This window comes from Clostridium sp. NkU-1, assembly GCA_001312405.1.
The window spans coordinates 14,310-41,108 of sequence record BBDR01000022.1 but is presented as its reverse complement, the minus strand read 5'-3'; the positions used below and the strand labels follow the sequence as shown (position 1 = coordinate 41,108).

Below are 26,799 nucleotides of genomic sequence, written 5' to 3'. Positions count from 1 at the left end.
AAATGGCTGAAGTATTATCCCAAAATCAAATTGATGCGCTGCTCAATTCCTTGCAGGGAACAGATGAGCTGAGCCAGGAGATTGAAAAAAAAGAAGATGAATTAAAATATAGGAAATATGATTTTTACAGTCCTAAAAAGTTTACAAAAGACAGGCTTAAAGTTTTAGGCAGTATATTTGACAATTACTCCAGAATTGCAGGTTCCCAGATCAACAGCCTGTTTCGGACTTCCAGTGAACTGTCAGTCGTTACGGTAGAGGAGCAGCGGTATTATGAATTCAGTAACGCCTTAAGCGATAATGATGTCCTTACCCTTGTCAATGTGACTTTGCCGGATCATTCCAAGAATCCGCCGCTTTTAATCAATGCAAGCATGCCATTAATGCTTAGTTTGATTGACCGCATGCTTGGAGGTGTAGGGAAGGAAACCAATGTTAGCCTGTCCTATTCCTATACGGAAATTGAGATGGCTTTATACCGCAGAGTGATCCAATATGTAATAGGACCATTAAAGGATTCCTGGTCAAGTTATATTAATTTAAATTTTGAACTGGAGAGGCTGGAGGAAAACCCCAGCATGTTTCAGGAAATCGGTGTGGATGAAACAATAGTAATTATTGTCATGGATGTAGAAATGGAAGGCTGCTCTGGAAGACTCAGTCTCTGCATTCCGGGGAATCTCCTAATGAACACGTTCAGTATTATAGATAAGCGAAGAGCCAGTGCCATGGGAGATGAAGAGAACAGCCAAGATACGAAGCTTGAAATCTTAAACAACATCAGGGCAACTGACTTGATGATCCGAGCCAAGGTAGGAGAGTCTGTCATCACTCTGGATGATGTTTATAATCTTCATGTTGGAGATGTTATCAACTTAGGAACGCCTAAGGAATCCGACATCAAACTGTATGTGGAAGACCAGCCGTGGTTTAAGGGACAGTTAGGTGTTCACAAAAGGAATACAGCGGTTCGTATTGAAGGTCTTGTAGAAGAAGGAAATTACCAGGCCGGTGAAAGCTGAGTCAGGGATTATATAAAGAATTAAGGATAATAAAGGAGATGTAAAAAAATGGCGAAAATATTATTGGTAGATGATGCAGCGTTTATGAGAATGATGATTAAGGATACGTTGTCAAAAAAATGGATATACCGATTTATACGAGGCATCTGACGGGGCTCAGGCTGTGCAGATGTTCTCTGAAATCAGTCCGGATCTTGTAATCATGGACATTACAATGCCTAACATGGATGGTCTGGAAGCATTAAAGGCTATAAAGGCAAAATCCCCGGATGCAGCGGTTGTTATGTGTTCCGCCATGGGACAGGAGAGCATGGTAATCGAAGCCATCAAATCAGGTGCTAAGGATTTTATTGTAAAACCCTTTAAACCGGACAGGATTCTTAAAACTGTCACAGGCATTATCGGTTAGTTTTACCGCAGAGGAGGGGACAAATGTCATTTTTAAGTTCCATGAACATTAGTGCGTCGGCAATGACCGCCCAGCGTCTCAGACTGGATGTTGCGTCGGAGAACATTGCTAATATTGATACGACGAGGACGGAAGCAGGCGGGCCATACCAAAGAAAAATGGTGGTGCTTGAATCCAGGAATGAAAATAACTTCCGAAGAATTATGATGAATGCAGCCGGCATAAGCAGGCAGCAGAGCACAGGAGGTGTCAGGGTTTCACAGATAGTGGAAGACACCAGTCCCTTTAAGTCCGTTTACAATCCGGAGCATCCGGAGGCGGATGAAAACGGCTATGTGCAGATGCCCAATGTGGATTTGCTAAAAGAAACAGTAGACAGTATGTCTGCATACCGGTCCTATGAGGCCAACATAACAGCATTTAATGCCATAAAAATGATGGCCTCCAAGGCATTGGAAATTGGAAAATAAGGCGTGACTTGGCATAGAGGGCTAATGAGTATAAAGGGAGAAAAGTTGTATGGATTCAAAGAATTTTAGCGCATTTGAAATTGATGCCATAGGTGAAATACTGAATATAAGCCTTGGTGCCTCGGCCACTGCAGTATCTACCATGCTCAATGCCAGAGTTGATATTACCACACCGGTGGTAAAGGTATTATCAAAGGAAGAATTTGAAATTTCAAACCTGGAGCCGGCAGTAGGGGTGGAGATTACATATATTGCAGGACTTAGCGGAAGCAATCTAATGCTTTTAAAGAGGCATGATGTAAAAGTGATTGTAGATATGCTCATGGGCATGGAAACGCCGGAGGAAGAATTTGAATTAAATGAATTGAACATCAGTGCGATCTGTGAAGTGATGAATCAGATGATGGGGGCTTCTGCTACGGCACTGTCCGAGTTTTTAGGCAAGGCCGTTAATATTTCCACACCCAGCTCTTTTGAGATCGGCGATGTAAATGATTTCAAAGAAAAATATTATAACAATGAAGAATTCATGGTTGTGGTCGGATTTACTTTAAAAATTGCGGACCAGTTGGAAAGTGAATTTATTAACGTAATGTCTCTTGATCTTGCAAAGGACCTGGTCAGTGGATTCTTGCCCCAGGAAATGCTGGAACCGGTTCCGGAACCAAAGCCAATCCCGGAGCCAAAGCCAATTCTGGAACCTGTCATAGAGACGAAAACGGAATTAAGGGAGCCGTCTTCAGGCGGAGTCTTATCTCAGGAAGAGATTGAAAAGCTGTTGTCAGGCAGCTTTGGAGGTGAAGAGCCGATAAATGCTGTACAGCCTGCCAACAAGGAGACGGTTTTAGAAAGTCATGAAATACCAAAGATGACAGGAGATAACCAGATGGCAGTACAGCAGATGATGGGCCAGATACAGATGCAGCAGCAGATGATGACTCAAATGCAGCAGATGATATCACAGCTGCAAAGTGAACAGCAGAATATGAAAAAAAACAGGATCTCCAGAACCTAAAACCATAAATGTGAAACCTATCCCCCAAAACAGCTTAAAAGACGGGGGCAATGGATTTGAGGAACAGGAAGAAAACCGGGAACTTATTATGGGAGTGCCTCTTGAGGTGTCTGTTGAAATCGGCAGAACCAGAAAGCTGGTAAAGGAAATCCTTGAATTCACCAAGGGGTCCTTGTTATCCTTGATAAGCTGGCGGGAGAACAGGTTGATTTATATGTAAATGGCCGCTGCATTGCGAAAGGCGATGTGGTGGTTGTAGATGACAATTTTGGCATCCGTATTACAGAGATTACTAAAAAAAGCGGAGAATAGAGAGGAAGTGGCTGCATTTGAATAGCGTGATCAGTCTGTTATCTGCGCTGCTCCTTACCGTAGTCATTCTGTATTTGAGCTATGTATTTACCAGAAGCCTTGGAAAAGGAATCGGGCTGAAGCGGGGAGGAACCTGTATGCAGATGTTGGACAGGCTTCCCCTGGGACAGGATAAAGCGATAGCAATCGTCCGTGCAGGGAGTCACTATTATCTTATCGGCATTGCTTCTTCTCAGATAACCCTTCTATCTGAACTTTCAGAAGAGGACATTCCAGAGGGAATTTCAGCCCAGACCCCATTTACCGGGGCAGAAGGGTATGAAAGCTTTAAAAAAACTGTTAAAAAAATATACAGACAGACACAGATGATGTGTAAGGAGGAACCATGAATACAGATGCCTTGATTAATATTAATGGCGGCCGGGTGCCGACTCTGGAGGTTTTCCTCATTTTGACCATCATTTCCCTGCTGCCATCTATTCTGGTGATGATGACTTCCTTTACAAGGATTATCATTGTTCTATCTTTTACCAGAAATGCCCTGGGAGTCCAGCAGAGTCCCCCCAATATGGTGCTGGTTGGAATTGCATTATTTTTAACACTGTTCATTATGGATCCAGTGATAAAGGATGTGAACACCAATGCTTACCAGCCTTACATCAGGGAGGAGATAAGCCAGAAAGAGGCACTTGACCGGGCGGCAGTTCCCATGAAACGGTTTATGCTCAAGCAGACGAAGACGGACACATTGAATCTGTTTATTGATTTGTCCAAAACCGACAAACCGGAGAACGTTGAGGAACTTCCAATGACAGTAATCATTCCGTCATTTATGACTCAGAGCTGGAGCGGGCTTTTACAGCGGGATTTATGATTTTTCTGCCGTTTTTACTGGTTGATATTATTGTATCCAGTACCTTGATGTCCATGGGTATGGTCATGCTGCCGCCGGCCATGATTTCACTTCCATTTAAACTACTGTTGTTTGTAACGGTTAATGGATGGGAGCTGCTGTTTTCTAATTTGGTTAACAGCTTCCATTACTGACAGGAGGGATAAAAGATGACGGATGTTGCAGTAAACAGCCTGATGTATGAGTTATTCGGGCTGGTGGTCAAGCTGGCCGGTCCGGCGCTTATTGTCAGCATGATCATCGGAATCATTATTTCTATTGTGCAGGCGGCGACCCAGATCCACGAGCAAACGATTACCTTTGTTCCGAAGCTGATCGTTATAGGCCTGATACTTTTGATAATGGGTGATCATATGATGACCACTCTCAGTGATTTTACTATCAATATTTTTAATACCATGCTGAAATGAGATGGGCATGAAACACCTTCCAGGGTCTTATGATGGCCGAAAGATATGGAGAAAGAAGAGGAAACACCCTACGGGTATACCTTTACACCCGGTAAAACGGGGTGGGCCCTGTCCAAAAAGCTTGGACAGTAATGATGAAAGGAAGATTTAGATGCCGGAAATAGGACAGGTAATGCTGTTTTCTCTTATTTTTATGAGAATGTCAGGTTTTATTCTTTTAAACCCGATTTTGGGCAGAAGAAATATTCCGGCACAGGTCAAGGGCGGTATGATCATGGTATTTACGCTGTTGATTTATTCTTTTTCCTCGGCTCAGGTGCCAGAGCCTGTGAATTCCATTGAATTTGCAGTACTTCTTTTAAAAGAGTTTGCCGTTGGGTTTACCATTGGCTTTGTTATGGAATTATTTCTTATGGTCATTACTTTTGCAGGGGCAGTAATGGATTTTCAAATGGGTTTGTCCATGGCAATGATCTATGACCCTCAGACTAACGCTCAGATCGCTCTTACAGGAACCCTTTATCAGGTGTATTTTATCCTGTTGTTTTTCGCGGTGAATGGCCATCTGGCACTATTTAAGCTTCTCATAAAATCTGCAGAAATAGTTCCTTACGGTCAGGTTGTTTTTGGAAGCCGTGTGGCGTGGGCAATGCTGGAAGTTTTTATCCAGTGCATAGTTATGGCCGTTAAGTTTGCATTTCCTATCGTTGCCATTGAATTTTTAACGGAGATTGCAGTCGGGGTTTTAATGAAAATAATCCCCCAGATCAATGTGTTTGTTGTAAATATACAGGCAAAGATCGTAATTGGTTTCATTATGCTGATTTTTCTGTTTTCTCCTATGACGGATTATGTAAGCGGTGTGATAAGCCAGATGCTTTTAACAGTTCAGGATATAATCAGACTTCTATAATGCAAAGGATGTGATGAGCGGCCATGCAAGATCCTTCAAAAACAGAAAAGGCCTCAGCGAAAAAAAACGGCGGGATGAACGAAAAAAAAGGGTCATGTTCCCCTCAGTAAGGATGTGGTCATGATAGCTTCCTTACTTGGAACCTTCGTGCTGTTGAAAATGTTATTTCCTTTTATGTACCGGACCATGCGGGATTATATGATAAAATATTTGAGCCTGGCTCCCGGGGTGGAGAATCTGTCTGATTATTCCACCGGAATTTTTGGAGATACAGCGTGGGCAATTTTAAAATCGGCTCTTCCCATTCTTCTGGCAGGTATTGTACTGGCTGTACTGGGAACTGGGGTACAAACTAGATTTTTGTTTACAAAAAGCAATTTAGCCCCCAAGTTTAGCCGGCTCAACCCCATTCAGGGAATTCAAAATTTACTTTCTCTAAAAAGCCTGATAGAGCTTTTGAAAAATTTGCTGAAGATTACCATACTGGGAATCATCCTGTTCCAGATCATAAAAGGGGATTTAAGGCCAATTGCAAGAACCATTGATATGGACTTAAAAGAATCTGCTATGTATGTACTGAATGCCATTATGGATATGGTATTCAGGGTTTCTCTTATTTTCCTGGCTGTTGCCGGTTTTGACTTCTTTTATCAGCGGTGGGATTATGAACGTCAGATCAGAATGTCAAAGCAGGAATTAAAAGAAGAATTCAAGCAGACGGAAGGAAATCCTGAGATTAAGGGGCGTATCCGCAGCCTCCAAAGAGAGAGGGCACGTTCCAGGATGATGCAGTCGGTTCCTGAAGCGGACGTGATCATACGTAACCCCACTCATTATGCGGTGGCTCTGCGCTATGATATAGAGAAGGACAATGCTCCCGTTCTGGTTGCCAAGGGCCAGGATGAACTGGCCTTGAGGATTGTGGCTATAGGCGAGGAACATGGGGTATATGTGCTTGAAAATAAACCTTTGGCAAGAGGCATCTTTGCCGCCACCCAGGTTGGGGCTGAGATTCCTTCAGAATACTACGGTATGGTCGCTGAAATTCTGGTGTATGTATACCGCATGAATAACAAGATCATAGAATAAAGAAAAACAGCAGAGAAACTGAAAGATATGGTGTAAAAGAATGAAGACTTTACTGAAAAATTCTGTAGTAGTATTTGTCATTTTGATCGTACTTCTATTGATTATTCCATTGCCTCCGTTTTTTTGTGGACGTAATGATTATTATAAATATTTCCCTTTCCATGATTATCCTGCTGATAACCATGAACATAAAAGAGCCTTTGGAATTTTCCATCTTCCGGCCCTGCTTTTAGTGACAACCCTGCTGCGTCTGGGTCTGAATGTGTCTTCAACGAGAAATATTTTGTCCAATCAGGGGTCTTCGGGACAGGTAATCAAAGCCTTCGGTGATTTCGTCTTACAGGGAAATGTTGTAGTTGGTTTTATCATATTCCTCATTATCGTTCTGGTAAACTTCCTGGTTATTACAAAGGGTACGGAACGTGTATCAGAAGTTGCGGCCAGGTTTACCTTAGATGCCATGCCCGGTAAGCAGATGGCCATTGACGCGGATTTAAGCTCCGGTCTGATCAATGAGCAGGAAGCAAAGATAAGAAGATATAAGGTTCAGAAGGAAGCGGATTTCTACGGAGCCATGGATGGTGCCACCAAGTTTGTAAAGGGAGATGCCATCATGTCCCTGATCACCACTGCCATTAACTTTATTGGAGGCGCCATTATTGGTATGGTGCAGTCAAATCTGGAGTTTGGCCAGGTGATGTCCATTTATTCTATTGCAACGGTGGGTGATGGACTTGTTTCCCAGGTCCCTTCTCTTCTGATCGCTACGGCTACCGGTATGGTGGTAACAAGAGCTGTATCAGAAGGCACCTTAAATGATGACGTATCCAGCCAGTTTATGGCCCAGCCCAGGGCTATTATGCTCACTGGTTTTGTAATGATCGTGTTAATGCTGGTACCTGGAATGCCTAAAATTCAGTTGACAGTTATGGCAGCGGTTCTTATTATAACTGGTTACCGGTTAGGGCAGAGGGTTCGTCTGTCAGCCTCCGGTCTTCCGGAAATGGCGGCAGCCATGGCCGCGCCCGAAGAAGCGGCACAGCCGGCTTCCGATGAGGAATCCTACTACCGGGATGTGAACAATGTTTACGCTCTCATTAACGTGGAACCTATTGAAATGGAATTTGGCTATAGTCTGATTCCGCTGATCGATGAGAGCAGCGGCGGGAAGATGATCAACCGGATCGTTATTTTCAGAAGGCAGTATGCACAGGACATGGGGCTTGTTATTCCCTCTGTCAGGCTCAGGGACAGTTCCAGTTTAAATACAAACCAGTATGTCATAAAGATCAGAGGCGAAGAGGTGTCCAGGGGAGAAATTCTGGTAGATTATTATCTGGCATTGGAACCGCCCTCTCTTTCCGGCGAAGTAGACGGAATTGAAACTGTGGAGCCGGCTTATGGAATTCCCAGTAAATGGATCAGGCCGGAAAACAAGGAAATGGCGGAAATTTACGGTTATACCGTTATTGATCCACTTTCTGTCATGCTGACCCATTTATCAGAGACCATCAGGCAGCACGCTTATGAGCTGTTAGGACGGCAGGAAGTCATGCAGTTACTGGAAAATGTGAAGAAGCATTCTCCGGAGCTGGTGGATGAACTGTTTCCGAACCAGTTTACATATGGAGGCATTCAGAAAATTCTCATTAATTTATTGAAGGAAGGGGTTCCAGTCAAAGACATGGAAACGATTCTGGCAACCATAGCAGATTCTCTTCCAACCACCAGGGATATGGATGTGATTACAGAAAACATCAGAATTGCTTTAAAGAGAACCATAACCAGAATGTTCTGTGAAGGAGGACAGATGAAGGTTCTCACCCTGGATGCAGAACTGGAGAAAAATATTATAGGCAGTATGGCAAAAGGAGAACAGGGCATCTATCTGGCCCTCAGCCGGATGTGATGCAGTCTGTGATTGGACAAGTGGGAGAACAGATGAAGAAATTCACGGATTTGGAGCAGAAGCCGGTGGTTCTTACAAGCCAGGTTGTCAGGCTTTATTTCTATCGGTTGATTGAACAGTTTTATCCCAATGTATATGTCCTTTCCTTTAATGAGATTGCAAATAATATTCAGATTCAGGCAATCGGGAATATCACCCTTTGACCGGATTTTGTTACAGAAAGGCAGTGTTAGTCGGGATGGAACAGGATTTAAGCCAATATACCAATGAAGATTTATTAATTAAATATAAGAGAACAAAAGACATCAGGGTCAAGCATGAACTGGTGATGCGGTATATAAATATGGTCAGGAACATATCTCTCCAGATGCGGGACGTATATTTAAGTTTTGCGCAGGTGGAGGATATTGTCAATGAAGGCGTATTGACGATTATGAGCGGAATCGAAAAGTTTGATCCGGAATTAAACGTAAAGTTTGAAACATATATTTCCAAGCGGATTCGTGGAATGGTTATTGATATGGCGAGAAAGCAGGATTGGATTCCCAGAAGCGTAAGAAAAAAACGCTAAAATGATGGATAATGCGGTCGTGGAATTGTGCAACCGTCTGGGCCGTTTTCCTACTTCAAAGGAAACAGCAGATTATATGGACATCACCATGGAAAAATACCAGGAGACTCTTGGCAAGACAAATGTTTACAGCGTCATTTCCCTGGACATGGTCCTGGAGGTGGGAAGTGATGATAAAAAGTCAATGCAGCTTCCGTCAATGAGCGAACATGACCAGCCTGAGAATCATTATCTCCAAAAAGAGTTTAAAGAGATTTTGGTTTCCGCCATAAATGATTTAAAAGAAAATGAACAAAAGGTTATTTCATTGTACTATATGGACGAATTAAATATGAGGGAGATTGCGCAGATTATGAATGTCAGTGAACCCAGGATCTCCCAGATTCATTCCAATGCGCTTCAAAAGCTCAGATTGAATCTGACTAATTTCATAAATGAGTAGCAAGAAGGGAGAAATGAAATGTTTCAAGGATTCTATAATCTGGCATCAGGAATGCTGTATCAGACCAGAAACTTAAATGTAATCGGAAACAATATGGTCAATAGTGCAACTCCGGGGTATAAACCAGACCGCATGGTCAGCACTACGTTTCGGGATGAAATGCTTTACCGGAGCGGAAACCGCGATAAAAGCAATCCCGTTCAGATTGGGTCCGTATCAATGATACGTGCTTCCAGAAGTACAGTGACCAGCCATAATCAGGGGGCAGTAGAGGAAACTGGAGGAAACCTGGATTTTGCTTTGACAAAACCAGGATTCTTTGTCATTCAGGATTCTGCAGGAAATCAGGTTTATACAAGAAACGGCTCTTTTACTACTGATGGAGATGGATACCTTTCTTTAGGTTCCCGGGGCAGGGTAATTGGAGAAGATGGAAACCCCATTGAGCTTCCCTCAGACCATATTATGGTGGATCAGTCAGGCAATATTTATGAAATGCCCATAAAAGGACAGGGAACCGGAGAGGACGATGGGGATACGGAGGAACAGGAGCCGGTTCTCTTGGGAAAACTCCGGGTTGTGGACTTTGATGATTACTCCCAGCTTGTGAAGGGAGACAACGGCGTTTTTACCACGACTGCTGCGGGTAATGGGGTGGATGGAGGAATCCAGTGGAAGTCACTGGAACGGTCCAATATTGATCCCATTGAAGAGATGACTCAAATGATCACCAGCCAAAGAGCGACTCAAAGTGCTGCCCAGGTACTTAAGATATATGACCAGCTTATGGGCAAGGTGGCCAGTGATATAGGCAGAGTATAAGGGGGAAGAGTAGATGAACCAGTCTTTTTATATTGGAGCTTTGGGCGCCTTAAATCAGCAGACAAAGCTTAATGTGGTATCCAATAATATTGCTAATGTAAATACAACAGGCTTTAAACCTCAGTACAGTGTGTTTTCAGATCTGATTTATGCCCAGGCAAGAAGCACTCAGGGCGGCAATGCGGCTAAAACGGGAAGTGGAACCAGAGTAGACCTTGTCAAGTCAGATATGACTGATATGCCTTATCGGGAAACAGGGCTTGAGAACGACTACGCCATAGAAGGAGAAGGCTTTTTCATGTTAAAGGACCCGGTTACAGGGGCTATTACCTATTCCAGGGACGGACACTTTCAGCTTTCCATGATGGGAGATAATTTTTATCTGGTGAATTCTTCAGGAAAGAGAGTCTTAAACATGGACCAGCAGGAAATTTCCTATCCTGTCAAGCCTGCTGTTTATCCCGGACAAGAGGAGGAAATTGAGGAAGAGGAAGAAGAACTGGAAGAAGATGAGCATGATCCCAAAGCCATAGGCGTGTACACCTTTGCAAGAAGAGACGGTATTTCTGACATAGGAAATAACGAATACGCTGTAACGGAAAAAAACGGAGCTCCCATTCTGCTTGAAAAGGCAACGGTAGTAAAAGGCGCCGAAGAGGTGTCCGGCACGGATTTTGCCAAAGAAATGACCAGAATGATGGAGGCACAGAGAGCGTATTCTTACTCTCTTAAAATGGTGCAGACCTCCGATGAAATTGAAACAACCATAAATTCACTTCGGCAAGGCTGAGGATAGTTTATCAGGAAGGAGGGTGATATCATGAAGATAACACGTTACGATGAAATGAGTGGATTAGGGCTGGACTTAATCCGGGAGATAGGCAGTATCGGCACAGGAAATTCAGCCACAGCCCTTTCCTCCATGTTGGGAAAGGCTGTGCGCATGACTCTTCCGGATGTGCAGATTCTCGGTTATAATGATGCAATTAAGTTTTTGGGAGACCCGGAAGAAATTGTGGCGGCTATATTGGTAAAGATGTCTGGAGAGATCAACGGCCTGATGCTGTTTGTTCTTAAGCTGGATTTTATCAACGAAGTTTTATCCAGTCTTATGCAGGAGGAAATTGAAGATTACTATCAGTTAAATGTTTTGGAAACCTCTGCACTGGAAGAGGTGGGAAATATTATCATATCTTCTTACGTCAATGCAATTTCCTCCCTCAGTGACGTTTCCATTAGTTTGTCTGTTCCTGATATAGCGGTAAATATGCTGGGCGGAATTTTAAGCGTGCCCATGGTGGAATTTGGCTATCAGACGGATAAAATGATGATGATCAGCGGCCAGTTTATCATAGGTGGCAAGGTACTCCACAGTGATCTTCTGATGATGCCGGAAATTCAGTCATTGAACTTTTTAATGGAAAAGCTGGGGATAATCAATGGATAAAAATCTGACGGTTGGAATCGCAGACATGAAGTTTGCCAGGCAGGAGGGAATTTTAATCACTTATGCCCTTGGTTCCTGCATTGGGATCAGTTTGTATGACCCAATGATCAAACTGGGAGCTTTGGTACATATTATGCTTCCTGAGGTATTCGGTTCAGGTGATGGGAATATATTTAAATACGCAGATACCGGACTGGCTGAGACGCTGCGCAAGATAGAGATCATGGGAGCCAGAAAGCCCAGATTGATTGCTAAGATTGCTGGAGGAGCCAAGATGTTTGAATTACAGGGAAACAGTACTCTTGGTAATATCGGCGCCCGTAATATTGTCAGCGTGAAGCAGATTCTTCGCTCAGAGGGAATCCGCCTTGTGGCTGAAGATGTTGGAGAAAACTACGCACGGACCATGACTTTTGATGTAAGTACAGGAAGCGTCAGAATCAGAACTTACGGTAGGGCGGAAATTGATTTGTAAACATTATGAACCGGAAGAAATATGCCGATATTTTATTAGGCAGATGTTTTTGCCGGATTATATTGAGATAAAGGAGAAGAAGTATGGCAGAAACAGAGATTTTGTTAGAGTCAGGAACCAATGAGATCGAAATAATGGAATTTACCATTTACGGTGAATTATATGGCATTAATGTGGCAAAAGTACGTGAAATCATGATGTCAGATAAAGTAAAGCCCATTCCTCATGCCCACCCTTCTGTAGAGGGAATATTCAAGCCCAGAGATATCCTTCTCACTGTAATTGACCTTCCTTATTACCTGACAGGAAGCAAAACGGAGCAGCAGCCGAAAGATTTATTCATTATTACTAACTTTAACAAGCTGCATATTGCTTTCCGTGTTCACAGCGTGGTGGGAATAAGCGCATTTCATGGGAGGATATACAGAAGCCGGACAATACCATCAGCCGTGGGGAGGAAGGAGTGGCAACAGGCATTGCCCAGTGTGGTGATGATCTGGTGACAATCCTGGATTTTGAAAAAAATCGTAGCGGAAATTGCTCCGGAAACAGGGATTCAGCTGGAAGAGATTACCAGATTTGAAGACAGGGAAAAAAAATGAAAGTCCAATCCTCATTGCAGAGGATTCCATTCTGTTGACCAGGATGATAGAAACCTCACTCAGAAAAGCAGGCTACGATAACCTGACTTTTAAGAATAACGGACAGGAAGCGTGGGACTACTTAAATGAGATTCGTAACGATTCAGATCTTGATAAAAAAGTCAGCCTGATTATTACAGACATCGAAATGCCGAAAATGGATGGCCACCATCTGACAAAGCTGATTAAGGAAAATATGGCCTTACAGCATATCCCGGTTATTATTTTTTTCTTCCATGATCAATGAGGAATTAATGATCAAAGGAAAAAAAGCTGGGTGCAGATGAGCAGTTGTCCAAACCGGAAATCGGACATCTGGTAGAAGTGATCGACATTTGCTTCAAAGGAGGTAAAAGAATGGATAGATATGTCACCCGGCAGCCTATTAAGGCACTTGCGGAGGATAAGATCATCGGCTACGAGGTGCTGTTTCAAAAGGATTATGACGCCCTGTATAACAGTTCCGACGTGGCGGCGGCAGATACCATTGCAGGTTTTCTTATGCAGAACACGGAAAGGATTTTCCAGGATAAACTTACATTTGTAACATTTACTCCTTCTTTATTGTTTCGTAATATGCCGAAAATTTTTGATAAGGATAAATTAATTATTCAAATTGAAGATCATGTAATGATCCATCCCTTATCGCCCACCATAATCAAAAAATACCGCACAGAAGGCTATGTCTTTGCCATCAATGATTTCCAGTTTTCTCCCAAGTATTTTACCATGCTGGACTATGTTACCTACATAAAAGTGGATATCAGCAGCAAGCACGAAGGAAGAGAACGGATTTCCTTAAGTAATCTTATCAATACCATGAAAGGCTTTGATAAGAAATGCATCGCAACCGGAGTCAATACCAAGGAGGACTATGAGCTTGCCATGGAAATCGGTGCTGACTATGCGGAAGGCAGCTATGTGGCAGAGGCCATGGCCAGGAGAGTAAAGCGGCTGGAATTCCTGGAAGGGAATTTCTTCCAGCTTGTTGTGGAGGTATCGAAAGATGAGCCGGATATTGAACGGATAGAAGAGGTCATAAGCCATGATGCGGCGTTAAGCTACGCTCTTCTTAAAATTGTGAATTCCGCTTATTTTGCCCTGCGCAGACGGGTGTCCTCCATCCGTCAGGCGCTGGTAACCATGGGAATCAGTCAGTTAAAGCAATGGGTATATCTTTTAAGCTTTAACAATGATTTTGAAAGTGATGAGTCCCGTGAGGCCATGATGAAGCTGTCATTCCTTCGGGCTAATTACGCTATGGTTCTTTCCGACCATATCAAGGACCTGCCGATTATCCGGTCAGAGGTTTATATGATGGGAATGTTCTCCACCCTGCAGTACATGATTGATGCGCCTTTGGAGGAAATACTGGAAGAAGTGCCGGTAGCCCAGGAGATTAAGGATGCACTGCTTAGTCAGGAAGGGATATGCGGAGCGCTTTACAAACTCATTCTCAGCTATGAAAATGCGGACTGGAAAGCTGTAAAATCCCTGTCAAATGAATTAGGTATTCCTTCTTCTTTGCTGGCGCAAACCTATATGGATTGTGTGGAAACGGTAAATGAGATATGGGAAGGGGTAATAAGCAGCGGAGAACGGGAATCAGAGAATGTAATAAAAGAAGCCCACACCTAATGGTGTGGGTTTTCTTTTACCGTAGAACAGGCTTTGGTTAATTCTACGACCACCTGTTGGGAAAAGCGGGTGGTATAAAAGTTTAAAAGAGGAGAAGCGGTGGCTTGCTCCGCAACAATATATTTGGGAGGCAGATGGGACAAAGCCAGGGCCGTTACATCGGCAGTGCACCGTTCACAGCTGCATACATCAAATTTATCCATGTATTCTGGTGCCGCATTTTTTTATGATGTGTTCCATAACATTCAAATATTGAAATGGTGGAACCACTGGTTCCGGGATCTTAGGTTCTGCTTCCTGGGCAAGGGCTGGAGCCTCCGGGCCAGGAGCATGTTCCGTCTCCCTCATATCCTCTACATCTTTCATATCCTCTGTTTCCTCCGCCTCTTCTAACTGCTCCCTGATCAGTTCTGCTACCGGGTCTGGAGCTGAAGAGGACATGTCTATAATGGAAATAGGAGTCGGGGGAGAAGGCGGCTGATTTGAATCAGTAAGTTCCCTGATTTTCTCCGTAGAATCGGAGGTTTGTCTGGCTGCAAGATTTTCCCTGGCAGCTTCTTCTTTTGAGGACTCCGCCTCTTCCCCTGCTAACAGATTCATAACATGGGCTGTTTTACTGCTTTTTCTGGCCATAATTAAAACTCCCTTCAGGTAATTAATTTTTATGTTGCTTGATCAATTCCAGAACCTCGGAAATCAATTCCCTGTAGTCCTTGGCCGGATTGGATCTGGGAGCATAATCCAGAAGGTTTTCTCCCTGGGCCGGGGCCTCAGCCACACTGACACTGGATCGAATATGAGTGTTAAATACCGTAGAGTTGATCTGTAAGGCGATTTTCTGAGCCATCTCTTTAACCTCTTTGGAAAGGAGGGTTCTGGGATTATATTTGTTAAGCAATATTCCAAGGACTACCAGATCCGGATTAACGGAGGAACGGACAGTGTTGATGGTATCTTTAATCTGGGAAACTCCCAAAAGGCTTAGAATTTCCGGAATCATGGGAATGATCAGATAGTCGGCAGCCGCATAAGCATTTACAGTTAGAATATTTAAGGCAGGGGGAGTATCAATAATAATATAATCGTAATATCCGGCAACAGTAGAGAGAATATTTTTCAGAATACATTCCCGCTGCTTTCCTGTAAACTCCAGTTCAGCTCCGCTTAAGAGGATGTTGGAGGCGATTACATCGCAGCGTTTTGTGGACTGGATAGCCTCCTGCAGGGAAGCACTCCCCTTTAAAACTTCGTATATGGTTGCGCCGGATTCGATCTGCAGCCCAAGGCTGAAACCCAAGTTGCCCTGAGGGTCTAAATCCACTGCCAAAACTCTTTTATGATTCATGGCCAGACCGCAGGCAAGAGCACAGGAAGTGGTTGTTTTGCCTACGCCGCCTTTTTGATTTGTAATTGCAATGACTGTTGACAACTTCTATTCCTCCAATCGTAAATTGAAATAAAACTATTATCTTTAGTATACAATATGTCGATAAATAAGTATAGTAAAAACAACAAAAAAACTGGATTTTCGACAATCAGATGATGTGTGTCGTTTAGAAAGGAGCTTCAATATGGCATCAGTATACAATAGTGTGACGAATAGTAGTTATTCTTCTTCTGTCCGCGGTTTTGGCGGCCTTGCCAGTGGCTTAGACCGGGATAGTCTGATTGAAGGCATGACCGCTGCCACAAGAGCGAAGATTGCGAAGCAGGAAAAGGGCAAACAGACCCTGCTGTGGAAACAGGATGCTTACCGCTCCATCAGTTCCAAGCTGATTGAGTTTTCTCAAAAATATACTTCCTATACAAGCCCGGATACAAATATTTCCAGTGCTGCTTTCTGGTCAAGAAGCAGTGTGACGCCAATAGGAACAAACAGCAAGTATATCCAGGTATCAGGAAGTCCTTCTAATTCCAGTACCGTTTCCATTGTAGGGGTGAAACAGCTTGCAGAAAAGGCCTCCGCCGTTTCCGGCGATTATGTTACCAATGGAACCTTAAGTACAGGAACGATTGATGTAAATGAAATCAAGACAGTCGGCACGCTGGAAGGGGAGAGTTTAAAATTTCAGATTGGAAACAAAACGTTTAATGTTCGGTTAGACAGCGGTACCGATCAGGATGGGAATCCATATGATTTTTCAAATGGAGCACAAACAGTGAATTCCATTACAAAAGCACTGGAGGGGGTTTCCATAGGAGGGGGCAAGACTCTGGCTGATATGATTAAGGTAACCGCGGATCCTGCCGGTTCAATAAGCGATCCAGCGGGAACTCCATTTACGCTGGATTTTGTGTCCAAGGATACCGCAGGAAATGATATTCGTCTGGCAGGAGGAAGCGAGGGAGCATTGAAAGCCCTTGGCATTGCTGATAGTGATGCCCTTGCGGAACTGGATAAACAGGGCAAGACGGTCATCACTGCCAGCGGAATGGCGAATGAATTAAAGACAAATCAGGATCTTTTTAAGCCTATGTCCTTTCGCGATCAGGTTGATGGCAAAAAGATGACCTTTACTTATAACGGGGTTTCAAAATCCATAACGCTTTCCTACAAGGCCGGGGATAGTTTAAGTGATTTTGCGAAGGACATCCAGACAAAACTGGCAAAGGAATTCGGAGAAAAAAAGAATTGGAGTGGCAGCCATTAATGGAAAGCTCGAGTTTAAGACCCAAAAGCCTGATGGGACTGGTGTGCTGATGACAGATCTTCTGACCTGTCAATATCCTCTGCCGATGCAGGAGTGACAGGGAAGACTGGTGCTTTAAACGTGGAAAATGGGGAATCAAACCGACTGAGGATGAATGCCTCCTTTTTGGAATCAGGGTTAAATAAGGACTCATCGAAGGTGAAAACTGACCCATTAAACATCACCATCAATGGTGTTGATATCAAAGGGCTTACTTATGGTAGTAGTATAAATGAAATCATCAAAAAGATCAATGAGTCCGATGCCGGTGTAACTGTAAGCTATTTAAGAAATGCCGACAGATTCTCCATTGTATCAAGGGACGAAGGAGCATCCGGAAAGATAAAATTCGATGACAAAACTACAGATGGTCAAAATACAGATAACGTGAAGCTGTTTGGATCCTTAGCCGGAACAGAGGATTCTAATGGAGTGGTAACTCCTCCGGCTGTGATTCAGGGCAAAGATGCTGTTATCTTTGCGAAATACGGTGATTCATCCGCTCCAGTGGAATTGACCCGGGGAAGTAACTCCTTCAACCTGGATGGCTTAAATGTTACCGTAAGCGGAACCTTTAATGAGACGGGTGTATACGATAAAGCTGAGGAAGTCACCTTTGATGCCAAAACAGATACGGATAAGATCATAAAAGCTGTTACTGATATGATTAAAGACTATAACGATATCATTAAACTGGTAAATAGTGAAGTTTCCACTAAGCCAAACCGCAAATATGAACCGTTGACAGATCAACAGAAAGAACAGATGAAGGATTCTCAGATTGAGAAATGGGAAACAGAAGCCAAAAAGGGACTGCTTTTTAATGATCCTGAGCTGCGAAACCTTTCTGACAGTCTGCGCTTCGTTTTTTCGGCTGGTTCTGAGAACCAAAGAAAGCTGGAGTCTTTTGGAATATCCACAAGCAAAGATTATTCAGAGCAGGGAAGCCTTGTGCTTGACGAGGCAAAATTTAGAGCAGCTTTAGAAAATTCTGCCGAAGATATGAAAGAACTCTTTACCAAGCAAGCGGATAAGACGACAGGAGAAACAGGCGGCTTTATGTCCCGTCTGACTACCATAACCGATAACTATGCCTCTACAAAAGGAGCAGTTAAGGGCAGCCTGATTGAGAAGGCTGGTTCCATCTATGCTCCTACCAGCATTCTGTCCAATACCATTAAAAAATCTGTTGACGGAATAGATAGTATTATTACACGTCTTCAGTCACAGTTGAAAACAGAGACAGACCGGTATGTAAAGCAGTTTACCTCATTAGAGACATTGATTTCTCAAATGAACTCTCAAAGTAGTTGGCTGAGTTCAGTCGGCGGGCAATAAGGAACGGCGGTGCGTAATATGAATGCAAATGGTTATCAGAATTACAAAGCTCAGGCGGTAAATACCATGACTCCAGGAGAGATGCTTGGTCTCCTGTATGATGAGTTGTTAAAGCGTCTGACTAGAGCGGAACTTGCCCTGGAAAAAAAAGATTATATGCTTTTCGACCAATCCATGCAGCGTTCCAATGAAATTGTCAATTATTTAAAAAGTACCCTGGATCATAACTATGAAATAAGCTCCGAGCTGAATCGGCTGTATGACTTCTTTCTTTATGAGTTCAGCCGGATCAGCGCAGGAAGAAATGCAAAGGTAATCGCAGAAGTCAGACCCTTGATTGTGGAATTGAGAGATGCCTTCAAAGAGGCGCAGCGGTTAAGCAGTTAAAAAAAAGGTGCCGGAGGGAAAATTTTCTCTCGGTTATTTAATATTCAGTTATAAGAATGAGGGAGGATGAACATGGAAGATTCCATGCTGGTTGAAATTCTTAAAGAGATGCAGAAGAAATATATGTCTATAGCTGAAATTGAGCGCATTACCCGGGAGATGGGGGATTCCCTGTCCCGAAATGACAGGGAATCGGTTCAAATGTTGTTGGGAATGCGTCAGGATGAAATGAACAAAGCAGATGTATGTACCAGAAACGTAGAATGCCTGGTATCCGCCCTGTCGCCCGATGAAGGCAGTCAGGTAAAAGAGTGGCTAAACGGCAAAGGAGACAGGAAACCTGACAGTCCTACGGCTGAGCTGCTGGCGGAGAAAGGAAAGAGTATTCAGCTTGTGCTGAAACGGACCATTGAAGCGGACCGCCTCATAAGCATACGGTTATCAGGAAAAGACTCTTACTATCAATAACTAACATGGAAGTACGATTGATTAACCCGGAGGACCGATCATCCAAAGAGGTCCTCCGTTTGAAGCATGGTAGTTTAATTCCTTCAATATAAGAGAGGGATCCCAGTCTATTTGAGAATTATCGTATTGATTAGCATCAGCAATTTTCACCATTCCCCCTTCTGTAAAGCGGGTAAGGATAATAAAATGACCGTTCTGGGTGAAATGCCCCTTTTTCATAAGGGCTACGACCAAATGACCGGAATTTAATGCATCTGCCAGCCCCTGAACCGTATAATCTTTAACTGGTGCGGCATTCAGGCCGTAAGCAAGGGCGCTGTCTAATATCAGTCGGTGATAAGAACCCTGACCAGGGGCCCAGGACTTATTTGCTGCCGCCCACACAGCCATATCAGGTGGAAGTACCTGATTGCCGGTAAGGCTTGTGACAACCATGGCCATGACTGTGGGGCCGCAGCCGTAGGTGGAAAGAGGATCCTTTCCACCATATAGGAAGCTGCCCCATCTTGCGTCAGACTGGTTGTAGTAGGTAAGAGGGCCGCATACGCTGTCCAGCATGAGGTCATATCTTCCTTCTTGAGGGAAATCGGCTGTTGGCGTTTCAGGGCTTTCATTTTGAGAATAGTCTGAGATAATTGCTGTTTCTCCCAGGATCGCCTGATTAAAGGAAGGGGAGGACATAAAAGGAATTACAGTCAGAAACAGAGTTCGGAACATGATATATTGGATGGTATTCAACACATTCACCTTTTCTATAATAATATTCATTTCTATGTTATTTATCGAACTGCTGTCTGATAAAGTTAAGATTGCTATAAAAAAACCGATATATAGTATAAGAAGTATTAATTTTTCAGCGGTAAATGATCTGCTGACAGCAGGAAAACGTATATTGATTAAAGGTGGAATCGTGAATGAGTAAAGGATACGAAGAACGGTATTTAATGACATTGCTGTCATCAGTGCTGAACCAGAAAGAATCACCGGCGCCGCTGAGGTACTTAAATTGGGAAAAGATGTTTCGGATTGCTGATTATCACCGTGTGGCTCATGTTGTTTATTACGGAATTATGGGATTAGATGAAGAGATTCCTCAGTCTGTGCGTCAGCGTTTTTTTGGCAAATATTTAGAATCCGTTCATCGGGTCGAACGTTTACGTTCAGCAGAAAAGCAGGTTCGGACTCTTCTGGAAAGGAACGGGATTAACTGCTTTTTTTTAAATTATTCTGATTTTGTTAAATGTTATCCCATCGAAGAAATGTGCTGCAGGGAGTTTATAGAGATCGGCACGGAAAAAAAGTATGCCCCGGTTGTCAGAACACTTCTTTGGAACGCGGATTTTGAAGAACGATATACGGAGATCCGAGGGGAACTTTACTACCGGGTCCCGGGAAATAAAGTTTTATGTTTCAATCAGACCATGTTTTTTGGCAGATCCATGCAGAAGTTTTATACCAATCTGATTCATTCCCTGCCCAATAAAAGGGGCTTAAATCATATCCGGGAGATGAATGCCAGTGAGACGTATTTATTCCTTATGTGCAGGCTGACGGATTCTTATGCCAGAGGGGATATCAGTTTAAGCCAGATTATGGATTTTTGGGCATTTTATAAAGCCAGGGGGAATTCTTTTTATGGCCTTATATTTACGAACGTTTGAAGGAGCTTAAAATAGAGGAATTTGCGGAACGTCTGGAATATCTTATCCTCCGCTGGTTTGGCACTGGAACGGGAATTGAAAATGTGGAAATATATGATGCCATGGAATCTTACATCTTCAGCAAAGGAACGGAAGGGCGTGAAATCAGTGAGCAGTTCCTGCCCCTAATCAAAACGGTTGCCGATTGTTACTCCAGGGACAGGAAAAAAAGAAGAATTGAAAAGGCTGGTAGCGTGGCTGTTTCCGGATCGGGATTATATGGAAACCATATATCCAGCATTAGAGAAAGCCGGCGTATTCCTCCCTGTTTTTTTGGCTTATCCGTCTTGAACGATATTTTAGAAGGCTGGTTGTCAACAGAATGGAAGAAAAGTTCCGGATTTCAAAAAAAGACGTTTTTTCGGTTTATTTGGAGAAAGTATCAGGCAGTAAATGCGGAAGAGGCGGAAGAAATAATAGAAATAGAAGAGAAAAAGGAAATAGAGGAGAAAAAAAGAAGAAGAACAAAAAAAGTCAAAAAGAAGAAAAGACAGCGGAAATACCTAAATAATATCAGGTATTTCCGCTGTTTTTTTGACTGGCTCATCAAGTCCTTGATTTTGGAAATAGAGCCTGCGTTCAGATGAGAGGAAGCGGCCTCCTGATTGGCCGAGACAGCTTCCAATAACTCTGTACGAAGAATTGAAATTTCCTTTGGTGCATCGATCGCTAACTTTACCCAGTCATTTCCAATCTCGACAATTGTAACAGTTATATTGTCACCAATAGTAAGAGACTGGTTATTTTTTTCTTTGAAGAATCAGCATACTAATCCCCCTTTTTCGTAAAATCCTTAAGCGGATGACGGAAACGGTAAAGGGGATTATCCAAAATTATCTGTCTGGCTTCCCGGGTTTCTGTATTTACCGCAATAGGAGCCTTTAAATTTACCGTGCTGTTTTCCATGGGGTCATGGATCACGCTGATAACATAATAAGAAACCTTATCCTCGCTGTCTGCAATTTTTAAAAGTTTTTGATCCTCTTCCGATAATTCCGGTTCGTATTTCTCATAAAACTGGAATGGATTCATAAGAATAAAGGAAACGCGTGGATCATCTACGGACTGCAGGCAGATCAAAGCATCGCTGTTCTCCTGAAAGGCCAGAGGAACATAATTTTTTTAAGTCAGTAAAACCAAACAGCCCGTCAGAAAAATGTATGAATTCTTTTTCTGAACAGGAAATCTTGCCAAAATATTGTGTATTGATTTCCATAAATACCTCCAGAATACAGGATTAAGCGAGAATATCTACCGGAGTATGATTGAAGTAACTGGCCGCGCTGGGCGGAACATAAAGAGGCTTGCCGATATATTCAATATTCACGTCAGGCATCTGAGTGATAGATAACTCAACATTTCCCGGTATAAACTCAAAATTTCCATTTGCTACCTTCATGTCAAAACTTAATTTATCCATTTGGTATTGCATGGATAAATCAGGATCAGACCATTCGATATCAGGGCCTGTAGTGGGAAGAAAACGTAATCCGAATTCTCCCGTAGGCTGCGACGCACGCTGGCTGAATATCTGATCCAGGGGATTTGTAATCTTTGGGTCTAACAACATGGCACCTTCCTTTGCATATGTAGCAGTAGCCTCCATGGCTGCGGACTTGCCCTTGGCAGCGGCCTGGCGAACGCTTTCCATAGTAGTAGGGCAGACTGAATTACGTGCATCGTACGTATCCAGTTGTAATTTGATCGGGCGATTTTTTTATGGTCAGGCCGCCCTTGATTCTGTTGGCTATCAGTTCAGACTTAGAACTAGAATATTCCAACCTTGCTCTATGGATTTTCAGTTCGTATTCAATAGGTATGGTAGTAATCTTTAGCAATGTTTCCATTATAACACACCTCCATCAATTTTACTTCATGAAATCGATAAAAGATGGAGATAAGATGCTGGTTCCTACCTTAAGGGCGGCATTGTATGCGTACTGATTCCACATGTAATCGGTAATAGCAGCAGCAGGGTCCATTCCTTCCACCTTTAACATCTGTTCTTGCAGAGAAATATCGTTATTTTCAAGCCGGTCCTTTGTTGTATTTAAGAATTCTGATTTAACGCCCAGATTCGTGACTTCATTTAATACCTTGGTTCCTAAGTCTTTAAACTTGTTCATAAGCTTACCATAAGCCTCTGTATCAAAATCATCTGCCTCCAGGGCATCAGCCAGCTGGCCGGCTAATACAATGGCATTATCGCTCAATCCATCCGCATCTTTTCCGAATCCAATGGCTTTTATGCGGGAAGAGAAAGTTAAATGCACTGGAAGGCACGACACGGTCAATGCCATCGAGAGAAAGGCCCATCCCTAAGTCAACATAAAGGGTTTCTTTGGATAATTTAGTAAGATCTTTATAATCCTGGCTACCTGGTGCGGCATTCACATCAATTCCCCGGTAAGTAAGGCTTTTCCCATCCTCAGACAGCACAAAGGGCGGATTCTCTCCGTCTGCTCCGGCAAATAAAAATGTGTCTTCATAGGTGGAGTTAAGGCTTAAAGCCATGGATTTTTGAAACTGACGAATGGCAGCGGCAAAGGTCTCCCGCGCTTCCGGGGTCTGCTTGTCGCCGCTCATAGCCTGTATGTTATAATCAGAACTAATGGTTTTCATAGCATTGGATATCTGCATGAGGGCATCTTCCTGTCCATCCTGACGGGACTGAACATCCGATAAGGTGCTTAAATTATCCAGATTCTTGTAATATTTGCGGTGAAGCTGGGAGGCGCGGGCTGCAGATGCAGGATCCTCTGCAACGCGGTTAAAGCTTCGCTGAGTCATAACATGGTCTCTGGATTTATTTAAATTGGCTATGGAAGCTGCAAGATTGCTTTTATAATTCCGTATAATCGCATTGGTTGAAATTCTCATTGGAAACCTCCTATCGTCCTACGATGCCGGTATTGTTTATTAATGTATTCAGTGCTTCGTCAAGGGTTGTCATTAGACGGGCGGCAGCGAAAAGGATCTTTGGTACTGCATCAGGTTGATGCCTTCCTCATCTAAAGAAACACCTGATACCTCATCCTTGCTGTCTGCAGTCTGCTGTAGAACAGATATGTGGTTATCAAGGATTGCTTTATTGGCGGAACTGTCAATACCCTGAGTATTTTCCAGGTTAGAGTAGCACTGGAAAAAGCTTCCGGTATAATGGGTAATATATCCGGTCTGGGCAACTCCGTTGTTGTCCTTATAGGTGTATTCATATTTGAAAACCCGCTCATCACTCAAGGCTTTCAGCATTTTTAAAATGTTGTCATTGGCAGTGGAACCCGCATCCTCATCATGAGAGGGGATGATGTGAATGGTGTTGTTCATCCAGTCATCGGATATTTTAATGTTGCTGGCGGTAAAACGGCTGCTTCCATCAGAGGTCTGGAACAAATCAAAGTTTCTGATATTGACAGGATTTGCTTTATAGCCAAGGGATATATCTGTTCCATCAAGGTTCTTGATACTGTCCACATCCGTTGATACGGCACTGGTACTACGCCATTCCAGCTTTCCGGAAACATAGGACCATGCACCGGCTTCACTGTTGCCATCCACCAGCATGTTTAGATTAGATGACGGGTCATTCAATTTTGTGACCAGGTTGTTTATACTATCCTCAAGAGTTGCTCCAATGGGTATATCATTTGCACCGCTGCCAAATGTATAAGTCGTGCCATTAACTGTAATGGTTTCTCCTCTTAAGAAGTTTCCGGTCGTCTTTGAGAAATCCATACTGAATACTGCTTCTCCAGTAGCAGAGTCCTTTGATGCTGTGCCCATATCCGGCAGCAAAGTCACTCCGGTATAAGGTTTCGTATTTACATTCAGTTGATTAAAGGTCTTTGCAAAGGTCTGGACAAAAGCTTCAAAGGATTTTTCGTAATATCCGATTCCTCTGAAATCTGTGGAAGGGTTGTCCATTTCTCCCGATTTATTCAATACATCCACAGTTCCTTTTAAAGTTCCCTCTTTCAGATAAGCGGTAATATCCGTTTTCAGAGTGCTTACATCCGCGCTTTCAGGGAAATCACTGGCAGGAATTAATGATATGGAGACCGTACCATCCGGCTCTCCATTTATTCCTTTGTTTCGTTCCATAGAAAATAAAGCGACATTTTGGCCGTGTTCTCCTGCAGTAAGAGGATAAGTCATGCCATCACTGCCTTTGAATTTTATAACCGGATACTCAAATTTAGTTCCTGTGGCAACGACCACATCCTTGTAAGTTACAGTGATGGGAAGATAACCGGCAAGTTCATCGAATTTTTCATTTCGCTGATCCAAAAGTTCAAGAGAGGGATTGCCCTGTACCTGGCTCTTCCAGATGGCGTCGTTTAACTCTCCGATGTCAGAAAGGAGACTGTTGATGGCAGGGATATCCGTACTTTCCAGGCCATTGATGGTTTCCTCCCGAACACTTTTAAGGTCGGCGGCCTTTTGATGGATGTAATTTACAAGGATCTGAGCCCTGGAACGGACAATGCTGTCATTCTCGCTGCTGTTTGCTCTAGAGGCCAGTTCATCAAGGCTGGAGCTTAATGAACTGAGCGCTGTTTTTAGTGCATCTTTATCAGTCTCATCAAAAATATCCGCTAATTGATCCAAGGTAGCCTGTTTTGCATCTGCTGTTCCCACCTTGGCAATCTGATTCCGGAACTGAACATCTAAAAAGGGATCCCTTATCTGGGAAATGCCGGTAATATGAACGCCGTAACCTATTTTAGAACCAGGCCCTGTGCTTGTGTTATCCGCGCCTCTTGTATTAAAGCTTATTAAATCCACCCTCTGTCTGGTGTAACCCTTTGTGTTAATATTTGCTATATTCTGTCCGGTCACGTCAATAGCCCGCTGGCTGGCAGTCATGGCCAGTTGGGCAATAGTAAAGCCAGAAAAAGTAGAGCGTGTCATATTAATCCCTCCCATTTTGCTTTGTCTGGAGCCATTTCCCTTTGAGAATTCTGAATGGCTTTGTCTATCATGTGAAGATTGAGTTCAATCATGGTTCTTGCAGCATCACTTATTTCCTGAAACAGCCTGACCTGGCGGGAAAGTCTGTCAAACAGTTCTTTCAGCCGGTTACGGCTGTCGTCCTCTGAGACTTTTGAAAGGATCTGCTGAAAGGTATCACCCTTCATTCCAAGCTGCTCCTGGCAATCCTCCCGCTTTTTATCAAGCCTCTCAGCTTTAATATGGCGGCCTGTTCCTTGTTCATGCAATCTTCCACATAAGTGACCCGGTTTTTTTTAGCGGCCTCCAGCTTTACCTGTTCAACTGAAACCAGGTCCTGAAAAAGCTGGATCATATCCTCAATAACTGCGATAAAATCATTCATGAAAATCTTCTCCTTTGTATAAAAGAATCCTTTCGGCGATCTTGTTGGCATCCACCTGATAGGTTCCGTCCTCAATCTTCTGTCTTAAGCGGTTCAGCTTTTCTTCTGATGCGGTCTGTTTAATTTCTTTCATAAGGGCATCTTTGAGGGTTGAGATGAATTTGGTATCCATTGCTTCCTGGGGAGCGGAACGGATGGTGATTGCATCGTAATTGTTCTTACCGGATTCAGAAAGGCTGATTTCGTTTTGATCCTGGTTCTGCCGTGTCATGGAGGTATTATACCGCGTACTGTAATAGTTCTGTGAAATACGCATTTATTTACTCCTTTCTAAGAAGTTTATAAGGAAGTTCGATTTGCCTGGCGGCATATCAAACGGCTGA

31 protein-coding genes and 5 pseudogenes are annotated in these 26,799 nt (G+C 43.2%); 24 read left to right on the top strand and 12 right to left on the bottom strand.

Features of this window, described 5'->3' with window-relative positions; all coding sequences use genetic code 11:
- Nucleotides 1–2 precede the first annotated feature (2 nt).
- From JCM10519_RS22370 to JCM10519_RS22290, 18 genes and pseudogenes are all read left to right on the top strand, one after another.
- On the top strand, nt 3–1,022 hold the full coding sequence (locus JCM10519_RS22370; protein WP_054741980.1) for a FliM/FliN family flagellar motor switch protein: 1,020 nt from the start codon (nt 3–5) through the stop codon (nt 1,020–1,022).
- Nucleotides 1,023–1,070: 48 nt separating this feature from the next.
- Nucleotides 1,071–1,431 (top strand): annotated as a pseudogene (locus tag JCM10519_RS22365) (response regulator).
- Between the two features lie 23 nt (nt 1,432–1,454).
- A complete protein-coding gene (flgC, locus tag JCM10519_RS22360; RefSeq protein ID WP_054741978.1) occupies nt 1,455–1,901 on the top strand; it encodes a flagellar basal body rod protein FlgC in 447 nt (148 codons plus the stop codon).
- A gap of 49 nt (nt 1,902–1,950) precedes the next feature.
- Nucleotides 1,951–3,228: pseudogene (fliN, locus tag JCM10519_RS22355) on the top strand (flagellar motor switch protein FliN).
- Nucleotides 3,229–3,254: 26 nt separating this feature from the next.
- Nucleotides 3,255–3,617, top strand: coding sequence for a flagellar biosynthetic protein FliO (locus JCM10519_RS22350; RefSeq protein WP_054741976.1), 363 nt, complete (start codon nt 3,255–3,257; stop codon nt 3,615–3,617).
- Nucleotides 3,614–4,275 (top strand): annotated as a pseudogene (fliP, locus tag JCM10519_RS22345) (flagellar type III secretion system pore protein FliP). The gene JCM10519_RS22350 and the pseudogene fliP overlap by 4 nt, the downstream one beginning before the upstream one ends.
- 15 nt (nt 4,276–4,290) lie before the next feature.
- The gene (locus tag JCM10519_RS22340; RefSeq protein WP_054741974.1) at nt 4,291–4,551 is read left to right on the top strand and encodes a flagellar biosynthetic protein FliQ; all 261 of its coding nucleotides are present in this window, start codon (nt 4,291–4,293) and stop codon (nt 4,549–4,551) included.
- A gap of 151 nt (nt 4,552–4,702) precedes the next feature.
- Entirely contained in the window at nt 4,703–5,464 is a 762-nt protein-coding gene (gene fliR / locus JCM10519_RS22335) for a flagellar biosynthetic protein FliR (protein WP_054741972.1), read from the top strand.
- 120 nt (nt 5,465–5,584) lie between these two features.
- Nucleotides 5,585–6,553: a flagellar biosynthesis protein FlhB gene (flhB, locus tag JCM10519_RS22330; protein WP_347845155.1), complete on the top strand. Its 969-nt coding sequence runs from the start codon at nt 5,585–5,587 to the stop codon at nt 6,551–6,553.
- Between the two features lie 40 nt (nt 6,554–6,593).
- Nucleotides 6,594–8,665, top strand: a pseudogene (flhA, locus tag JCM10519_RS22325) (flagellar biosynthesis protein FlhA).
- Nucleotides 8,662–9,033, top strand: coding sequence for a sigma-70 family RNA polymerase sigma factor (locus JCM10519_RS33025; protein WP_347845154.1), 372 nt, complete (start codon nt 8,662–8,664; stop codon nt 9,031–9,033). Before flhA ends, JCM10519_RS33025 begins: the two are co-directional and overlap by 4 nt.
- 1 nt (nt 9,034) lies before the next feature.
- Nucleotides 9,035–9,475, top strand: a complete 441-nt coding sequence (locus JCM10519_RS33020) for a sigma-70 family RNA polymerase sigma factor (RefSeq protein ID WP_347845153.1) — start codon at nt 9,035–9,037, stop codon at nt 9,473–9,475.
- An 18-nt stretch (nt 9,476–9,493) separates the two neighbouring features.
- Nucleotides 9,494–10,297, top strand: coding sequence for a flagellar hook-basal body complex protein (locus JCM10519_RS22315; protein WP_054741971.1), 804 nt, complete (start codon nt 9,494–9,496; stop codon nt 10,295–10,297).
- Between the two features lie 13 nt (nt 10,298–10,310).
- Complete coding sequence (locus JCM10519_RS22310; protein WP_054741970.1) at nt 10,311–11,087, top strand: flagellar hook-basal body complex protein; 777 nt, start codon at nt 10,311–10,313, stop codon at nt 11,085–11,087.
- Nucleotides 11,088–11,117: 30 nt separating this feature from the next.
- A complete protein-coding gene (locus JCM10519_RS22305; RefSeq protein ID WP_054741968.1) occupies nt 11,118–11,744 on the top strand; it encodes a chemotaxis protein CheC in 627 nt (208 codons plus the stop codon).
- Nucleotides 11,737–12,219 carry a chemotaxis protein CheD gene (locus tag JCM10519_RS22300; protein WP_054741965.1) on the top strand — a complete coding sequence of 161 codons (483 nt, stop codon included), beginning with the start codon at nt 11,737–11,739 and terminating at the stop codon, nt 12,217–12,219. Before JCM10519_RS22305 ends, JCM10519_RS22300 begins: the two co-directional genes overlap by 8 nt.
- An 83-nt stretch (nt 12,220–12,302) precedes the next feature.
- Nucleotides 12,303–13,193, top strand: a pseudogene (locus tag JCM10519_RS22295) (chemotaxis protein); the annotation flags it as partial.
- A gap of 24 nt (nt 13,194–13,217) precedes the next feature.
- Nucleotides 13,218–14,498 carry an HDOD domain-containing protein gene (locus JCM10519_RS22290; RefSeq protein ID WP_054742054.1) on the top strand — a complete coding sequence of 427 codons (1,281 nt, stop codon included), beginning with the start codon at nt 13,218–13,220 and terminating at the stop codon, nt 14,496–14,498.
- On the opposite strand, the gene JCM10519_RS22285 is transcribed toward JCM10519_RS22290, so the two are convergent.
- Genes JCM10519_RS22285 through JCM10519_RS22275 form a run of 3 tightly spaced genes read right to left on the bottom strand, consistent with a single transcriptional unit; the run spans nt 14,495 to nt 15,927 of the window.
- Entirely contained in the window at nt 14,495–14,701 is a 207-nt protein-coding gene (locus tag JCM10519_RS22285; RefSeq protein WP_054741963.1) for a late competence development ComFB family protein, read from the bottom strand. The genes JCM10519_RS22290 and JCM10519_RS22285 overlap by 4 nt on opposite strands.
- The gene (locus JCM10519_RS22280; protein ID WP_054741961.1) at nt 14,694–15,131 is read right to left on the bottom strand and encodes a hypothetical protein; all 438 of its coding nucleotides are present in this window, start codon (nt 15,129–15,131) and stop codon (nt 14,694–14,696) included. The genes JCM10519_RS22285 and JCM10519_RS22280 overlap by 8 nt, the downstream gene beginning before the upstream one ends.
- Before the next feature lie 22 nt (nt 15,132–15,153).
- Nucleotides 15,154–15,927, bottom strand: a complete 774-nt coding sequence (locus tag JCM10519_RS22275; protein ID WP_054741960.1) for an AAA family ATPase — start codon at nt 15,925–15,927, stop codon at nt 15,154–15,156.
- Between the two features lie 142 nt (nt 15,928–16,069).
- Here JCM10519_RS22275 and JCM10519_RS22270 point away from each other — a divergent pair, with 142 nt between their 5' ends.
- The 4 genes from JCM10519_RS22270 (at nt 16,070) to JCM10519_RS22255 (ending at nt 19,381) form a co-directional block, all read left to right on the top strand.
- On the top strand, nt 16,070–17,149 hold the full coding sequence (locus tag JCM10519_RS22270; RefSeq protein WP_054741958.1) for a flagellar cap protein FliD N-terminal domain-containing protein: 1,080 nt from the start codon (nt 16,070–16,072) through the stop codon (nt 17,147–17,149).
- A gap of 93 nt (nt 17,150–17,242) precedes the next feature.
- On the top strand, nt 17,243–18,526 hold the full coding sequence (gene fliD / locus JCM10519_RS22265; RefSeq protein ID WP_054741956.1) for a flagellar filament capping protein FliD: 1,284 nt from the start codon (nt 17,243–17,245) through the stop codon (nt 18,524–18,526).
- Nucleotides 18,527–18,544: 18 nt separating this feature from the next.
- Nucleotides 18,545–18,913 (top strand): flagellar export chaperone FliS, encoded by a 369-nt coding sequence (gene fliS, locus JCM10519_RS22260; protein WP_054741954.1) that lies wholly within the window; start codon nt 18,545–18,547, stop codon nt 18,911–18,913.
- 72 nt (nt 18,914–18,985) lie between these two features.
- On the top strand, nt 18,986–19,381 hold the full coding sequence (locus tag JCM10519_RS22255) for a hypothetical protein (protein WP_054741946.1): 396 nt from the start codon (nt 18,986–18,988) through the stop codon (nt 19,379–19,381).
- A 21-nt stretch (nt 19,382–19,402) separates the two neighbouring features.
- Here the strand turns inward: JCM10519_RS22255 and JCM10519_RS22250 are convergent, their stop codons facing one another.
- Entirely contained in the window at nt 19,403–20,119 is a 717-nt protein-coding gene (locus JCM10519_RS22250; RefSeq protein WP_347845152.1) for a C39 family peptidase, read from the bottom strand.
- A gap of 176 nt (nt 20,120–20,295) precedes the next feature.
- Here JCM10519_RS22250 and JCM10519_RS22245 point away from each other — a divergent pair, with 176 nt between their 5' ends.
- The gene (locus JCM10519_RS22245; RefSeq protein ID WP_054741941.1) at nt 20,296–21,042 is read left to right on the top strand and encodes a nucleotidyltransferase family protein; all 747 of its coding nucleotides are present in this window, start codon (nt 20,296–20,298) and stop codon (nt 21,040–21,042) included.
- Entirely contained in the window at nt 21,039–21,668 is a 630-nt protein-coding gene (locus JCM10519_RS22240; protein ID WP_054741940.1) for a hypothetical protein, read from the top strand. Before JCM10519_RS22245 ends, JCM10519_RS22240 begins: the two co-directional genes overlap by 4 nt.
- 181 nt (nt 21,669–21,849) lie before the next feature.
- Here the strand turns inward: JCM10519_RS22240 and JCM10519_RS22235 are convergent, their stop codons facing one another.
- The 8 genes from JCM10519_RS22235 to JCM10519_RS22200 form a co-directional block, all read right to left on the bottom strand.
- Nucleotides 21,850–22,188 carry a flagellar assembly protein FliW gene (locus tag JCM10519_RS22235; protein ID WP_347845178.1) on the bottom strand — a complete coding sequence of 113 codons (339 nt, stop codon included), beginning with the start codon at nt 22,186–22,188 and terminating at the stop codon, nt 21,850–21,852.
- A 130-nt stretch (nt 22,189–22,318) separates the two neighbouring features.
- Nucleotides 22,319–22,774, bottom strand: a complete 456-nt coding sequence (locus JCM10519_RS22230; protein ID WP_347845177.1) for a DUF6470 family protein — start codon at nt 22,772–22,774, stop codon at nt 22,319–22,321.
- 175 nt (nt 22,775–22,949) lie between these two features.
- On the bottom strand, nt 22,950–23,294 hold the full coding sequence (locus tag JCM10519_RS22225; RefSeq protein ID WP_054741938.1) for a hypothetical protein: 345 nt from the start codon (nt 23,292–23,294) through the stop codon (nt 22,950–22,952).
- A complete protein-coding gene (locus JCM10519_RS22220) occupies nt 23,284–23,961 on the bottom strand; it encodes a hypothetical protein (RefSeq protein ID WP_054741936.1) in 678 nt (225 codons plus the stop codon). Before JCM10519_RS22220 ends, JCM10519_RS22225 begins: the two co-directional genes overlap by 11 nt.
- Before the next feature lie 72 nt (nt 23,962–24,033).
- Nucleotides 24,034–25,992 carry a flagellar hook-associated protein FlgK gene (gene flgK, locus JCM10519_RS22215; protein ID WP_054741934.1) on the bottom strand — a complete coding sequence of 653 codons (1,959 nt, stop codon included), beginning with the start codon at nt 25,990–25,992 and terminating at the stop codon, nt 24,034–24,036.
- Nucleotides 25,989–26,219 carry a hypothetical protein gene (locus JCM10519_RS22210; RefSeq protein WP_054741932.1) on the bottom strand — a complete coding sequence of 77 codons (231 nt, stop codon included), beginning with the start codon at nt 26,217–26,219 and terminating at the stop codon, nt 25,989–25,991. The genes flgK and JCM10519_RS22210 overlap by 4 nt, the downstream gene beginning before the upstream one ends.
- The gene (locus JCM10519_RS22205) at nt 26,216–26,416 is read right to left on the bottom strand and encodes a hypothetical protein (RefSeq protein ID WP_054741930.1); all 201 of its coding nucleotides are present in this window, start codon (nt 26,414–26,416) and stop codon (nt 26,216–26,218) included. The genes JCM10519_RS22210 and JCM10519_RS22205 overlap by 4 nt, the downstream gene beginning before the upstream one ends.
- Complete coding sequence (locus tag JCM10519_RS22200; protein WP_054741927.1) at nt 26,409–26,732, bottom strand: flagellar biosynthesis anti-sigma factor FlgM; 324 nt, start codon at nt 26,730–26,732, stop codon at nt 26,409–26,411. The genes JCM10519_RS22205 and JCM10519_RS22200 overlap by 8 nt, the downstream gene beginning before the upstream one ends.
- Between the last annotated feature and the right edge of the window lie 67 nt (nt 26,733–26,799).